Origin of the sequence: Lactiplantibacillus daowaiensis (genome assembly GCF_005405085.1) — a bacterium.
Taxonomy (GTDB): domain Bacteria; phylum Bacillota; class Bacilli; order Lactobacillales; family Lactobacillaceae; genus Lactiplantibacillus; species Lactiplantibacillus daowaiensis.
Genome location: NZ_BJDJ01000003.1, coordinates 49,026 through 62,482, shown reverse-complemented (window position 1 = coordinate 62,482; position 13,457 = coordinate 49,026). Strand labels below are relative to the sequence as shown.

18 protein-coding genes and 1 other annotated feature are annotated in these 13,457 nt (G+C 42.8%); of the genes, 4 read left to right on the top strand and 14 right to left on the bottom strand.

What is annotated here, in order from left to right; all coding sequences use genetic code 11:
* Positions 1–141 precede the first annotated feature (141 nt).
* From FFM75_RS02845 to FFM75_RS02830, 4 genes are all read left to right on the top strand, one after another.
* Positions 142–531 (top strand): helix-turn-helix domain-containing protein, encoded by a 390-nt coding sequence (locus tag FFM75_RS02845; RefSeq protein WP_223876594.1) that lies wholly within the window; start codon positions 142–144, stop codon positions 529–531.
* Between the two features lie 8 nt (positions 532–539).
* Complete coding sequence (locus FFM75_RS02840) at positions 540–983, top strand: ImmA/IrrE family metallo-endopeptidase (RefSeq protein WP_137627691.1); 444 nt, start codon at positions 540–542, stop codon at positions 981–983.
* A 23-nt stretch (positions 984–1,006) separates the two neighbouring features.
* Positions 1,007–1,906: a hypothetical protein gene (locus tag FFM75_RS02835; protein WP_137627690.1), complete on the top strand. Its 900-nt coding sequence runs from the start codon at positions 1,007–1,009 to the stop codon at positions 1,904–1,906.
* Between the two features lie 78 nt (positions 1,907–1,984).
* On the top strand, positions 1,985–3,181 hold the full coding sequence (locus FFM75_RS02830; RefSeq protein ID WP_137627689.1) for a tyrosine-type recombinase/integrase: 1,197 nt from the start codon (positions 1,985–1,987) through the stop codon (positions 3,179–3,181).
* Between the two features lie 160 nt (positions 3,182–3,341).
* Here FFM75_RS02830 and rplL read toward each other — a convergent pair whose 3' ends face one another.
* From rplL to gltX, 14 genes are all read right to left on the bottom strand, one after another.
* Entirely contained in the window at positions 3,342–3,710 is a 369-nt protein-coding gene (gene rplL / locus FFM75_RS02825) for a 50S ribosomal protein L7/L12 (RefSeq protein WP_137627688.1), read from the bottom strand.
* A 55-nt stretch (positions 3,711–3,765) separates the two neighbouring features.
* Entirely contained in the window at positions 3,766–4,269 is a 504-nt protein-coding gene (gene rplJ, locus FFM75_RS02820; protein WP_137627687.1) for a 50S ribosomal protein L10, read from the bottom strand.
* Between the two features lie 29 nt (positions 4,270–4,298).
* Positions 4,299–4,415 (bottom strand) — a sequence feature (ribosomal protein L10 leader region).
* A 57-nt stretch (positions 4,416–4,472) separates the two neighbouring features.
* Positions 4,473–5,162, bottom strand: coding sequence for a 50S ribosomal protein L1 (gene rplA, locus FFM75_RS02815; protein WP_137627686.1), 690 nt, complete (start codon positions 5,160–5,162; stop codon positions 4,473–4,475).
* Positions 5,163–5,261: 99 nt separating this feature from the next.
* Entirely contained in the window at positions 5,262–5,687 is a 426-nt protein-coding gene (gene rplK, locus FFM75_RS02810; RefSeq protein WP_137627685.1) for a 50S ribosomal protein L11, read from the bottom strand.
* 101 nt (positions 5,688–5,788) lie between these two features.
* The gene (locus tag FFM75_RS02805) at positions 5,789–6,676 is read right to left on the bottom strand and encodes an alpha/beta hydrolase (RefSeq protein ID WP_137627684.1); all 888 of its coding nucleotides are present in this window, start codon (positions 6,674–6,676) and stop codon (positions 5,789–5,791) included.
* A gap of 24 nt (positions 6,677–6,700) precedes the next feature.
* Complete coding sequence (nusG, locus tag FFM75_RS02800; protein WP_137627683.1) at positions 6,701–7,249, bottom strand: transcription termination/antitermination protein NusG; 549 nt, start codon at positions 7,247–7,249, stop codon at positions 6,701–6,703.
* A 104-nt stretch (positions 7,250–7,353) separates the two neighbouring features.
* Positions 7,354–7,539: a preprotein translocase subunit SecE gene (gene secE / locus FFM75_RS02795; RefSeq protein WP_137627682.1), complete on the bottom strand. Its 186-nt coding sequence runs from the start codon at positions 7,537–7,539 to the stop codon at positions 7,354–7,356.
* Positions 7,540–7,550: 11 nt separating this feature from the next.
* Positions 7,551–7,700: a 50S ribosomal protein L33 gene (gene rpmG, locus FFM75_RS02790; RefSeq protein WP_137627681.1), complete on the bottom strand. Its 150-nt coding sequence runs from the start codon at positions 7,698–7,700 to the stop codon at positions 7,551–7,553.
* A 68-nt stretch (positions 7,701–7,768) separates the two neighbouring features.
* Complete coding sequence (locus tag FFM75_RS02785; protein WP_137627680.1) at positions 7,769–8,326, bottom strand: sigma-70 family RNA polymerase sigma factor; 558 nt, start codon at positions 8,324–8,326, stop codon at positions 7,769–7,771.
* Positions 8,327–8,514: 188 nt separating this feature from the next.
* Positions 8,515–9,057, bottom strand: a complete 543-nt coding sequence (locus tag FFM75_RS02780; protein ID WP_137627679.1) for an NYN domain-containing protein — start codon at positions 9,055–9,057, stop codon at positions 8,515–8,517.
* Between the two features lie 2 nt (positions 9,058–9,059).
* The gene (gene rlmB / locus FFM75_RS02775; protein WP_137627678.1) at positions 9,060–9,842 is read right to left on the bottom strand and encodes a 23S rRNA (guanosine(2251)-2'-O)-methyltransferase RlmB; all 783 of its coding nucleotides are present in this window, start codon (positions 9,840–9,842) and stop codon (positions 9,060–9,062) included.
* Positions 9,832–10,242 (bottom strand): Mini-ribonuclease 3, encoded by a 411-nt coding sequence (locus tag FFM75_RS02770; protein WP_137627677.1) that lies wholly within the window; start codon positions 10,240–10,242, stop codon positions 9,832–9,834. Before FFM75_RS02770 ends, rlmB begins: the two co-directional genes overlap by 11 nt.
* Position 10,243: 1 nt before the next feature.
* Positions 10,244–11,656: a cysteine--tRNA ligase gene (gene cysS, locus FFM75_RS02765; RefSeq protein ID WP_137627676.1), complete on the bottom strand. Its 1,413-nt coding sequence runs from the start codon at positions 11,654–11,656 to the stop codon at positions 10,244–10,246.
* 284 nt (positions 11,657–11,940) lie between these two features.
* The gene (gltX, locus tag FFM75_RS02760) at positions 11,941–13,431 is read right to left on the bottom strand and encodes a glutamate--tRNA ligase (RefSeq protein ID WP_137627675.1); all 1,491 of its coding nucleotides are present in this window, start codon (positions 13,429–13,431) and stop codon (positions 11,941–11,943) included.
* Between the last annotated feature and the right edge of the window lie 26 nt (positions 13,432–13,457).

Below are 13,457 nucleotides of genomic sequence, written 5' to 3'. Positions count from 1 at the left end.
ATTACCTCCCTTCATCACTCTACGTGAATAATATACAACCACTAAGAGTGATTGTCAACACTTAGAGTGAAAATAGCTAAAAACAATTAACTTTCACTCTAAGTGATAGTATCATTGAAATAAATACTAGGAGTGATAATTGTGACAAAAGGTCAACGCATCGCTGAATTAAGAAAATCAAAAAATCTTAGCCAAGTTGCTTTGGCTAAAGCATTACATGTGAGTTCTAGTACCGTTGGCATGTGGGAAACCGACTCAAGAGCAATTAAGGATGAAGATATAATCAACATTTCAAATTTTTTCAATGTTTCAACTGACTATTTACTTGGAAAATATGAAGATATTAATACGGTTCCTTCATGGGCGTCTGAAAAAGATAAAATTGATTTGGATCAGTATTTACAGTCAAACATCCCGATGGGTTTTCAAGGAATTGACTTAGACAAAGAAACACGTCAAAAAGTCCGGGCATTTATAACGGGAATTTTCTGGGAAGAAAAACAAAAGATGAAAAATGAGGGTAAGAAGTAGGTGTTTCTATGAAAGGCAACACGAGTTACAAGACTTACCTTCGTAGTCATCAGCTAGCCAAACAATTTGGCACTTTCGACCCTTTTAAAATTGCAAGCGGACTAGGCTACCATGTTCGATATGCTGATATAGGTAAGTTACAGGGATTATGTACGACTAGCTATCTGGGTGACGTGTATATCGCGTTATCAGACAAAATTAGAGAATTACCAACACGCTATACTGTGCTGGCTCACGAATTGGATCATGGCTTAGATCATACGGATTGTGTAGCGCTATATACGGTAAGTAACCAGCTACAAAATAAAATGGAGTATCAGGCCAACGCATTTGCGTGCAGCGACTTGACCGCACTTTATCAAGAACAATATGGGGAACGTCCCGATAGCTTTAAAGATTTACAGTTGGCATACGGGGTGCCACAAGAATTTTTCGATTTGTTTTTTAACTAACTTATTTTGGAGGAATTTTTAGAATGGTTTCAAATATATTTATGCTTCTAACGGGGATTTCAATAATCGCACTATTTGTTTTTGCGATAGCTTGGATTATTAAAAAGGTGCTTCATAAACACTTTTGGCAATTTCTAACTGGTTGGATTGTCTTAGCATCCTTCATAGCTGTACCGGTACTTGCTTTTGCTACCGGTGCAACCATGACACCAGCACAACAAGCGGCCCAGGATAAACAAGATAAGGCGGACGCTGCATCCGAAAAGAGAGAAAAACTCGCATCGGAAAAACGTGCCAGTGCTAAAAAGGTATCTGAATCTAAAGTAGCATCAAGTCAACGTACCGTTTCAAGTGAAAAAGCCGCATCGGCTTCTAAGAAACGCGCCGCTAACAAAACAGCAAGTAGTAAGGCCAAAGTTGCCAGTGAGGCTAAAGCATCAAGTAAAGCCGCTGCTTCCAGCAAGGCTAAAGCTTCTAGTGAAAGAATCGCATCAAGTAAGGCTAAATCAGTATCTGAATCTAAGGCCAAAAAGGCCAGCGCTAAAAAGGAATCAAGTAAAAAGAGTGATACAAAACAAACCGGCTTAAATTACAAATACGTTAGCCTTTCGTCTATCACGGAAGACCCTTATAAATATGATTCAAAATTGATTAAAACATCCGGAACGGTTATGTATATTCAAAAGAATCCGGACGACAAAAATATGTACTATGTTGTCATCGCCCCTAAAGACAAGTATTCTTCATCGGGATATTCTGAGGGACACGGTAGCGTAACGGAAATTGATATTGACACTATGGAAGCCACCCCAATTCATGAAGGCGACCATATCACCGTGTACGGATCAGTGCTAGAAAACACCGTTACGCTTAATGGTAAGGATTTAAAAACTGATATTATCGTTGACCGTATCAGTAAATAAGATATTGTGGAGGCCCTGCTACTAAGGGCCTTTGATTTAATTGTAAAAAGAACACATGTTCATGAAAGGATGATTTATATGCGAGGCTGGAAGGCACTAAAGAAACACCCCGGATTATTTGAATATGAAACCAAAAAGGGTAAAAAATACGGAATCCGCCGCGGCTATACTAACGCGGATCACAAAACAGTTTACTGGTCTAAATCCGGCTTTACTAACTGGCGTGAGGCTGATATATCACTAAAGCAATTTGAGGCTAAGTTAAGTGCTGGCGAACTAACGGAGTCACTGACGGGTGATGTGACTTTAGAATCGTACTATCAGAAAATTAAAAAACGTAACGTTGAACTTGGAAAATGGCGGCCAAACACAGTGCTGCAAAAAGAAGCATACTGGAAAAATCATTTATCCCCTATCTTTGGCAAGAAACGGCTTAGCGATATTACACGGCAATCGTACCAGCACTTTATTGATGGCTTGATAAAAAAAGGCTATGCCAAAAATACAATAGTAACCACTAACTCTTTAATGCAGATCATCATGAATGACGCGGAACTAAATGACGTGATACCCAAAAACAAGCTTCGTAGTATTTCAATTGACGGTGGTGCCCAACCTGCTGACGTTTCTTTAAATGAAAAGGATTTTGATACGATCATGAAAAAAGCCAAAGAAATTTTCTCACCTTATAAATACGGAATGATTTTACTTCTAACTTTAGGTGAACGGCGTGAGGAACTCGTAGGACTGCGATACAGCTCTTTCAAATTCGATAAATGGAACGGTGAAGACATTTGCGCAATCACCTTTTCAACTGGGCGTACTCGTGGGGAAATTAACGGCGGTGCGCTTAAAAATGAAAGCAGTTATCGAACTATTTACGTCCGTGGGGAAATGGAAAAATTATGTAGGTATATGATAACGGCTAGCAAAAATATTTGTGCACGCGTCAATCGTCATATCACGGAGGATAGTTTCTTGCTGGTCAACGACAAAACGGGTATGCCCGTCTACCCCGCTTATCCCAATAAACTGCTTGAAAAAGTACAAAAAGAAACCGGCATTCACGTTCATCCCCATGTTTTCAGACACTACTTTGCAACCATGGCTATGACCAGTGGGCAAGTTGAAACTGACGTCATGCACTGGCTTGGCCACTCATCACTTAAGATGACTCAAAGCTATACTCGTGAAAATGTGCGCGGCGCGCTGAATGTGTTTGACGGTATGCAGCCTACTTTACTAGTCGATAACAAAATAGACAAAAACGCCTAAAATGTCTATTCTACTTGGTACCATTTTTTTGTACCAAGTTGGTACCATTTTTTCACCAGCGTGTATCAACTTCTATTCAAAAATTTATGTATAAAAAAAGCCCGCACAGGCCATTTTGCAATGGTTTGTGCGGGCTGATGTAGTTACCAAAAGTATTTGACTACTTAAGGGTTACAACGCCACCAACTTCTTCAAGCTTAGCCTTGATGTCGTTAGCTTCGTCTTCTGAAACGCCTTCTTTAACAAGTGAAGGTACGTTGTCAACAAGACCCTTAGCGTCTTTCAAGCCAAGACCAGTGATATCGCGGACAGCCTTGATAGCTTTAACCTTTTGGTCACCGGATTCAGTTAATTCAACATCGTATGAGTCCTTAGCAGCACCAGCATCGGCACCAGCAGCACCAGCAACAGCAACTGGAGCTGAAGCTGAGACATCGAATTCTTCTTCGATAGCCTTAACTAAGTCGTTTAAATCTGAGATTGATGCTTCTTTTAATGAAGCAATAATACTATCTTTATCAAAAGCCATTTTGTGTTCCTCCATTTAGGTGAAATTAATTTTTTTATTTTCGCACAACGTCAGCCTAAGCTGCGTCTTCGTCGCCCTTTTCAGCAACCGCCTTAACAGCGTATGCCACGTTACGAACAGGTGCTTGTAACATGTTAGCGATAGTAGCCAATAATTCTTCACGTGATGGCATCGTAGCGTATTCTTGAACTTCTTCAAGCGTTGCAACTTTACCTTCGATCATACCACCCTTTAATTGTAGGGCATCGGCAGTCTTTGCGAAGTTAGCTAAAATCTTAGCTGGTGCAACTGGGTCTTCTTCAGAGAAGGCAACGGCAGTAGGACCAGAGAAAACATCATTTAAGTCAGCATAACCAGCTTTTTCAGCTGCACGCACCATGATTTTGTTCTTGATAACGCGCATCTTAACACCAGCTTCACGTAATTGCTTACGTAAGTCAGTAACTTGTTCAACTGTTAAACCACGGTAATCTACAACGATAGCAGATACGGCGCTCTTCAATTGTTCTGTGACTTCTTCAACTTCTTTTGCTTTTAAAGCAACAGTTTCTTTACTCAACAGATTCACCTCCCAGAATTTTGGTTCAGGGATTTATAAAAAAATCCCTATGTCCACCAAGACATAGAGAAAAAACAATGTCCTCGGCAGGTATCAGATTAAGGCTTTTCAGCCGCCTGAGTCTTAGGTAGAGATATTACTTAACCTCTAGTAATCTATCACAGATCTACCAAGGGGTCAATTGTTTTCAGAAAATTTAATCCTTAAAATGTCGCTAAGTCAACCCGAACTGCTGGAGTGAAGGTTGAAGTTACAACTAAGTTTTGGATGAAAGTCCCACGTACTGAGGCTGGACGAGCTTTAACGATGACGTCTTCAATTGTCTTGAAGTTGCCAACTAACTTGTCAGTATCAAATGATACCTTGCCAACAGGAACGTGCACGTTACCATCACGGTCGGTCCGGTAAGTCACCTTACCAGCTTTTGAATCGCTAACCGCTTTAGCAACGTCCATCGTAACCGTACCAGTCTTAGGGTTAGGCATTAAACCTTTAGGTCCAAGTACCCGACCTAAACGACCAACTTGGGCCATCATGTCTGGGGTTGCGATTGCAACGTCGAAATCTAACCAACCGTCTTGGATACGGCTAACTAAGTCAGCTTCACCAACGACGTCAGCGCCAGCTGCTTCAGCTTCTTTAGCCTTGTCGCCTTTAGCAAAAACGATAACTGTTTGTTCTTTACCAGTACCGTTAGGTAAGACAACTGCACCACGAAGTTGTTGGTCAGCTTGCTTTGTATCAACGTTTAATTTGAAGGCAACTTCAACAGTTGCATCAAATTTTGCGAAATCCATTTTTTTAACCAAGTCTACCGCTTCGGTTACATCGTAAGCTTTGTCACGATCAACGAGCTTAGCGGCTTCTTGGTATTGTTTACTTTTCTTTGCCATCTAAGTGTTTTCCTCCTTGCAAATGTGGTTCAAACGGAGATTTCCTCCCACTTGACACATTCATTTTAGTGAAGTGTCCGACATACTCTCAGTACTGAATTAGCCTTCGACGGTGAATCCCATACTCCGAGCAGTACCTTCGATCATGCGCATAGCTGCTTCTACGTCAGCTGCGTTTAGATCTTGCATTTTAGTTTCGGCGATTTCCTTAACTTGCGCTTCGGTTACCGTAGCAACCTTCTTCGTGTTAGGTTCACCAGAACCATGTTCAACACCGGCAGCTTTCTTTAAAAGAACGGCAGCAGGTGGGGTCTTGGTAATAAAGTCGAATGAACGATCTTCATAAACCGTGATCACAACAGGGATGATCATACCAGCTTGGTCAGCGGTACGAGCATTGAAATCCTTTGTGAAACCCATGATATTGATACCTGCTTGACCTAATGCTGGGCCAACTGGTGGAGCAGGTGTTGCTTTGCCCGCAGGAATTTGTAATTTAACAACGTTAGCTACTTTTTTAGCCACGAGACATTCCTCCTTAGTCCGTGATGTGGTAAATGGAGCTGAGTTTTTGCTCCTCCCACGTAAACGTGCATACGTGACGCACAAACGCTATTGTATCATATTCATTTTTCATCGGCAACCGTTTTTGTTTTCTCAGGATATAAAAACTGGACGATTTGCCGATCAACTTCATAATTTTCATGGAGCCGTGAATGCCGCGCATTTTTACCATGCACAACGAATTCTTGGTACTGATCTACGACGGGCCGTAATAAAAAACGTAATGATAACGCGCTGTTTAAGGCCACAGCACCATCGCTTTGCGCATCGTCACCAATATTACCCGCAATATTCAAATACGAGATCGTATTGGGCAACCGTTGTAAGGTCCGCAAAAAGTAATTGTACACTGGCGTGGTTTTTGCCGGCCCGGTTGCCGTTAACGGATGATTTTCAATCGGGTAAGTATTTTGCCCGACTTCACTATCGTTAAATGGCGCGCCGATCGTTACGACTTTGCGTACTTCAGGTAAATTAACGAGCCGCGCGGCCGTCGTTAAATACTGAAACAACACCACACCACCCATTGAATGGGCCACGAGATTCATCGTCTGCACATGCTCATGTGCCAATAAGTATTTGACTACCGCTAGGACACCTTGGGCTTGTTGCCGCACGGAAACGCGTGGCGTCGCAAATACCAATTGTACCATCGGTCGATACTTATCTAACTGGCCCGTCACATGCGGATGATTATGCCGATCGATTAAAACGACTAACGACTTATTGGCAATCTCACCGGTCACAAACCGTTGGAGCATACCGCCAAATGAAAATCGATTACCCGCATACCCCGGGATAAATAAGGTGACGGCACTATCATCAGCCGTCTGAGGTAACGGGGCTTGGGGCAAATGTTGCGGACGCCCATATTGAATAAACTTGTAAGTAATCCGGCTAACGATCGCCACAATGATGACCGCCAGCAAGATTAAGATCACTTCTGCCACCGTTGACCACCAGCTTACTGTAAATTATTGGATTTGATCAACTTGGTCAAAGTCTAATTCGGTACTTGTTTCGCGACCGAACATGTTGATGTTAACTTTTAACTTCATCTTTTCGTTGTCAATTTCAGTGACTTCACCAGTCAACCCTGAAAAGGCACCATCAATGATAGTTACTTGTTCGCCAACTTCAACATTCAATTCAGTATGCCGGGCACTCATCCCTAATTGATGTAAGATGTTTTCGGCTTCTTCTGGTAAAAGTGGAGTTGGCTTACTCCCTTGACCATGTGACCCTAAGAACCCAGTAACGCCAGGTGTGTTCCGGACGATATACCAAGCTTGGTCGGTCATGACCATTTCAACTAACACATAGCCAGGGAAGACTTTCTTCATTTCAACTTTATCTTTCCCATTTTTGACTTCGTGTGCTTCTTCTTCGGGAACGACCACGCGGAAGATGTTATCTTCCATCCCCATTGATTGGGCCCGTGATTCCAAGTTGGAACTAACTTTATTTTCATAACCAGCATAAGTGTGTAAGACATACCACTTTTTTTCAACAGATTCGACCATGATTAAACTCCTTTGAAGTGTTTTTAAGTAAAATAAAAAAACCTCGCCGAGACGAAGTTTTTCTTCAATAACCATATTATAACAAATTTTTTGTTAAAAGACCATTAATGCCATGAGGTTAACATGTTCAATAATAATTGGATAATCCAATCAAACAAGGCAAAGAAAGCCGTAAAGAACAAGGATACCGAAATAACGGTCCAAGAATCCCGTCGATTTTCTTTCCAAGTTGGCCAGGTTACTTTTTTCATTTCTTGTCCTACTTGACCAAAAAATTTAACTAATCGCATTTAAAATCCCCCTACCGCGTTTCACGATGAAGTGTGTGTTGACCACAAAATTCACAAAATTTCTTTACTTCTAAGCGGTGAGTTCGATTCGGATTGGCATCAATCGTGTAGTTTCGTGAACCACAAACCGTACATGCCAATGCAACTTTCTTTTGTGCCATCGATACTGACCTCCATCATTAATCAGGTTTAACAGTATCATGGAATTTTTTGAATGTCAATCAACCCACTAACTTGCTAACTGTTGTCGTAACTTACGCCGACAGCGATCAATCGCATTGACCACCGGGGCGACTTCTACTGCCAACTTAACGGCAATATGTTCTGGCGTTGACCCAGCCACTAACTCCATAAAGACTTGGGCTTCAAACTCAGAACACGATGCCGGAAATGCCGCCACGACTTCACGCACATGCACCGTCGTATCTGGCTGTTGATGCGTGACCAATAACGCTTCAAGCACATCATCAGTTTCAACATCTAACGATAATAAATCACGTTCCGGGTGCCGTTTATGCGCACGCGATCGGCGAATCAAATCAATGACGCGATGACTAAGCAATAACCGATAAAATGTGCCAAAAGTCCCCAATTGGGCCGCATCATACCGGCGCGCAGCCCGATGAATCGTAATCAACGCTTCTTGTGACCAATCATCATGATCATAATTCTTAATAAAGTAGTCACTTTGCAACTTCAACATGACTGGCGCATATTGTTCAGCTAATAACCCAATACTATGGTTATCCCCTTGCGCCGCCAAATCAATTAACTGGTGTTCCTCCATGTAACTCTCCCCCTGTGTAAATTACAGAAACCGCACCCCAGTCGCATCTGTGAGTTTAATATACCGAGGCATTTAATTGTACACAAGCGAACGTACGTTTTACTTTTCACAGGGAAATCACACTATTAATTTCTTAAATTTCAATTGTTAACTGGCTTTATTAAAAAACAACTTTTGGCCCGTTGTTATCATTTATGACGTGGTTTAGTTGACTGCTCTAACTGTTGTCGAAACCGGTCTAATTCTGAGAGTTGGCGATCGTTCCAAGGTGACTTGCGAACCGAGCCCAAATCTTGTGACTTGATGGCTGTATGCCGAACTTCTTGTAAGGCTTCTTTAACACGTTTCCGTAATTCTAATGCTGGAATCCGCAAGGCACCTTCTGAAAAGATCACCCATTGCTCGGCTTGATCACTAGTCGCCACCGTCACTTGTAACACGCGGGACTGTTTATCACCCGCTAATTTTTCAATATAACTATCCGCCGTTTGATCTTTACTCGTCCAAACGATCTCTAAATCAGCTTGCCGATAACTTTTAGAATTGCCTGGCACATACATCGCATCAAAAACCACAGTTATATTTAAGCCGGTGATTTTTTTATATTCACTGAGCGCTGCCAATAACTCATCGCGGGCTTCCGGCAACCGTTCAGTTTGTTTGAGATGATTCAATTCTGGCCAGTTACCAATCATATTATATGCATCCACAATCAGTAGTTGTTGTTTCATAATTAATTTCCGAGGGGATGCCGTGACGTATAGCCTTGATAAATCAAAAGACTGGCTGCCACACTAGCATTCAAACTTTGCACATGACCAATCATCGGAATCGTCAACATTTCATCGACGCTCTTCTTTAGCAATGGTGAAATGCCTTTGCCCTCGTTACCGATAATTAAACCGACGGCCCCGCTCGCATCCCAACGACGATAGTCAGTCCCATTCATATCAGTCCCAAAGATCCATAACCCTTGTTCTTGTAGTTGTTTGACTGTTTGAACCAGGTTCGTTACTCGCGCCACTTTGACATGTTCAATCGCACCAGTTGACGTTTTTGCGACGGTACTCGTTAAGCCAACAGCGCGGCGCTTAGGAATGATAATCCCGTGAGCACCAGCGGCATCGGCGGTCCGCATGATTGACCCTAAGTTATGCGGATCTTCAATATTATCTAAGATCAAGAAAAACGGGGGTTCATTTTTCGCTTTCGCCACCGCAAATAACTCATCGATTGTGGCATATTCAAATGCTGCAACCCCAACAGCCACCCCTTGATGGTTGGCATCATTGGTTAAACGATCGAGTTTTTGTTTAGGCACATATTGCACGATTAAATGCCGTTTCTTCGCAATTTTGGCAATATCATTTAACACATCGGCTTGGAGGCCACTTTGAATAAAGACCTTATTAATTTGTTGATCGCTTTTAATGGCAGCCATCGCTGGATGACGACCAATCACGAAATCAGCGGATTCCGTTTCGTTAGCTTGTGTTTGACGTTCATTAGTTGACATTAGAAACCCTCCCTTCATCGACTTGTTCAATACACCAGTGGGCGAGTGCCGCAATCCGGTCTGATTGATCCGTCAATTGTAAATAACCAAAAACTGCTTCAAACCCCGTTGAAATCCGATAGGTCAAGACATCGGTATGTTTGGCTGACGTATGACTCTTTGCATTACGACCACGCTTGAAAACGTCCACTTCCGTATCCGTTAAGACATCTTCAGCTTGCATCCGTTCAATTAACGCTGCTTGAGCTTTCGCTGAAACGTAATGTGTCGCATGGTGGTGCAGCTTGGTCGGCTTGGTATAGCCTAATTCAATCATATGCTGTCTAATAAATGGTTCGTAAACGGCATCGCCTAAATAAGCCAAGGCAATCCCGTTTAGTTGTTGATAATCAACTGTCATGTTATTCCTTTCTGAATCGAACCCCTTGTGGCGTATCTTCTAAGATAATCCCTTGGGCTTTTAAGTCATCACGAATTTGGTCAGCTTTAGCAAAGTCTTTGGCTTGCCGCGCTGCTTGGCGATCATCGATCAACGCTTGAATATCTGCATCGGCTAGTGCCGCGGGTGCCGCTTTAAACGTGACGCCAAAGACACTGGCAAGGTCAGTTAACGCCGTCACTAACGCCTGGACTGTCACCGTCTTTACGGTAGTTTGGGCGGCATAAACATTGGCTAACTTCGCCAATTCGTATACCGCAGCAATCCCATTTTGCACGTTAAAGTCATCATCCATGGCTTGGACAAAGTTCCCCTTCAACGTTAACAATTGCTTGGCAATTTCATTATCACTACCAGTTACCGCGTCGTTCAACCGATACGTTAAGTTCGTGTAAGCATTTTGCAACTTATTCAAGTTATTGGCCGCTTCATCCAGATTCTTTTGGCTATATTGAATTGGTCGCCGATACTGTGTCGTCGCCATGAAAAAGCGCAATACTTGTGGATCGATTTGTTTAATAATATCATGGACCGTCACAAAGTTACCTAAAGACTTACTCATCTTTTCATTGTCATCGCCAACGGTGACAAACCCGTTATGCAACCAGTAATGGGCAAACGTCTGCCCCGTCTTAGCTTCGCTTTGGGCGATTTCATTTTCATGATGTGGGAATTCCAAATCTTGGCCCCCACCATGAATATCAAACGTATCGCCCAAATACTTGGTCGACATTACTGAACATTCGATATGCCAGCCCGGACGACCGGCACCCCACGGTGACTCCCATGAGATTTCGTCAGCTTTGGCTGCCTTCCACAAGGCAAAGTCGATAGGATCTTCTTTGCGGTCGGTTTCCTCATCAGTTGTATGTTGACTCGCCCCGACTTCCAAATCATCAATCCGTTGATCTGATAATTGACCGTAATGTTTGAATTTCCGCGCGCGATAATACACATCGCCAGCAGACTCATACGCATAGCCCTTATCAATCAACACTTTGATGAAATCAATGATTTCTGGAATATTTTCTGAAGCGCGGGGATGGGCCGTTGCCGGTTCGATATTGACCGCAGCCGTATCGGCCATAAATGCTTTGATAAACCGATCAGCAATCGCAGGCACCGTCGTATGATCTTGCTTAGCTCGCTTAATCATCTTATCGTCCACATCAGTAAAGTTAGAAACGTAATCGACCTGGTAACCACGATATTCAAAGTACCGCCGAATCGTATCAAAGGCAATTGCCGACCGCGCATTACCAATATGGATATAGTTATACACCGTGGGGCCACAGACGTACATCTTGACCTGTCCCGGAGTAATCGGTTTGAAGGGTTCCTTTTGCCGCGTTAACGTATTAAAAACTGAAATCATGTTGCCAGCTCCTCTCAAAAAAGTGAATGCATTAAGTTTAACATGTTTAGGGTCGCACGTTTTAACAAAAAAGCGTCTTTTATACCAGTACCCATTTGTACTGATACAAAAGACGCTTTTAGCGTGCTTCCACTCTTGTTTCACCGGTTGACCGGCCTCATTACTGGGATAACGGCCACCCGGCTGTTTTCGTGATAATCGCACGTTCGACTCGGTCGTCACGATGGTTCCACTGATCATCGCTCCCTGTTGACGACTACGACTCTACTCTTATTATCAAACAGTTATTTGGCGAGTTCAGCGATCATGGCATCAAGATGCTTGATCGTGGTTTCCCGTCCTAAAAGTTCAATCGTTTCTGGTAATTCAGGCCCGTGCATTTCATGCGATACCGCAATTCGGATTGGCATGTATAATTGCCGCCCTTTGATCTTAGTATCCTTTTGAATTGACTTAATGGTCTTTTGAATTTCAGTTGCTTCAAAGACATCCACGTCTTCAATCCGTTGCCGGAATTCTTTTAAGACCGTTGGCGCCGTTTCAGCAGCCAATTCAGCCTTTGCTTCATCATTAATATCAGCCGGACCATTAAAGAATAAGTCAGCCAAGTCAACGATTTGACCAGTATAACTCATTTGGTTCTTAAACAGTGACACTAACGTCCGCGTCCATTCGATTTGATCCATCGTTGGCCGTTTTGGTAAGCGCCCAGCCTTGATCAATTGACGAATTGACATGGCAAAGACTTCATTTTCGTCTGCCTTTTTAATGTATTGGTTGTTAACCCATTCGAGTTTCTTACCATCAAAGGAAGCTGGTGATTTGCTCAAACGCGTTTCATCGTACATCTTAATGAAATCTCGTTTGCTGAACAATTCATTTTCACCAACTGGTGACCAACCGAGTAAGATGATGAAGTTCAACATGGCTTCTGGCAAGTAGCCTAATTCACGATATTGTTCGATGAATTGTAAGACCGTTTCGTCACGTTTACTTAACTTCTTACCGGTTTCGGTATTGATGATCAAACTCATATGGCCGAACTTTGGTGGGTTCCAGCCAAAGGCTTCATAAATCATCAATTGTTTTGGTGTGTTGGCAACATGGTCATCCCCACGGAAAACGTGGCTGATTTGCATCAAATGATCATCGACAACCACGGCAAAGTTATAAGTTGGCATCCCGTCACGTTTTTGAATGACGAAGTCGCCACCAACGGTCTTGGATTCAAATGAAACCGTCCCTTTAACCATGTCGTCCCAAGCATAAGTTTGACCTTCTGGGACGTGGAAACGAATCACTGGCGTAATCCCAGCTGCTTTTGCAGCGGCAATCTTAGCTTGTTTTTCGTCTTCAGTCATGCCAGCAAATTCATAAACGTAATGGGGCATTTCTTTGCGTGCTTTTTGGGCTTCCCGTTGCGCTTGTAATTCATCTTCGGTCATGTAAGATTCATACGCTTTACCCTCATCGATCAATTGTTGGATGAGTGGTTGGTAGATATCTTTCCGTTCGGATTGACGGTAAGGGCCAAATTTACCACCCTTATCAGGACCTTCGTCCCAATCAATTCCTAACCAAGCCAAATTATCCATTTGACTCTTTTCACCGTCAGCGACATTTCGCTTTAAGTCGGTGTCTTCGATCCGAAGAATGAACTTTCCTTTATTATGCCGGGCAAATAAATAGTTGAATAACGCTGTCCGGGCATTACCAATGTGTAAATGGCCAGTTGGACTTGGTGCGTAACGCACACGAATCTTGCTCTTTGCCAATGTGATTAACGCCTCTTTCATTTTTT

Excerpts from the sequence above, each read along its gene's own strand:
- FFM75_RS02840 (WP_137627691.1), top strand. The coding sequence starts at position 540 with ATGAAAGGCAACACGAGTTACAAGACTTACCTTCGTAGTCATCAGCTA.
- FFM75_RS02835 (WP_137627690.1), top strand. The coding sequence starts at position 1,007 with ATGGTTTCAAATATATTTATGCTTCTAACGGGGATTTCAATAATCGCA.
- FFM75_RS02830 (WP_137627689.1), top strand. The coding sequence starts at position 1,985 with ATGCGAGGCTGGAAGGCACTAAAGAAACACCCCGGATTATTTGAATAT.
- rplL (WP_137627688.1), bottom strand. The coding sequence starts at position 3,710 with ATGGCTTTTGATAAAGATAGTATTATTGCTTCATTAAAAGAAGCATCA.
- rplA (WP_137627686.1), bottom strand. The coding sequence starts at position 5,162 with ATGGCAAAGAAAAGTAAACAATACCAAGAAGCCGCTAAGCTCGTTGAT.
- nusG (WP_137627683.1), bottom strand. The coding sequence starts at position 7,249 with ATGGTCGAATCTGTTGAAAAAAAGTGGTATGTCTTACACACTTATGCT.
- secE (WP_137627682.1), bottom strand. The coding sequence starts at position 7,539 with ATGCGATTAGTTAAATTTTTTGGTCAAGTAGGACAAGAAATGAAAAAA.
- rpmG (WP_137627681.1), bottom strand. The coding sequence starts at position 7,700 with ATGGCACAAAAGAAAGTTGCATTGGCATGTACGGTTTGTGGTTCACGA.
- FFM75_RS02785 (WP_137627680.1), bottom strand. The coding sequence starts at position 8,326 with ATGGAGGAACACCAGTTAATTGATTTGGCGGCGCAAGGGGATAACCAT.
- FFM75_RS02780 (WP_137627679.1), bottom strand. The coding sequence starts at position 9,057 with ATGAAACAACAACTACTGATTGTGGATGCATATAATATGATTGGTAAC.
- rlmB (WP_137627678.1), bottom strand. The coding sequence starts at position 9,842 with ATGTCAACTAATGAACGTCAAACACAAGCTAACGAAACGGAATCCGCT.
- FFM75_RS02770 (WP_137627677.1), bottom strand. The coding sequence starts at position 10,242 with ATGACAGTTGATTATCAACAACTAAACGGGATTGCCTTGGCTTATTTA.
- cysS (WP_137627676.1), bottom strand. The coding sequence starts at position 11,656 with ATGATTTCAGTTTTTAATACGTTAACGCGGCAAAAGGAACCCTTCAAA.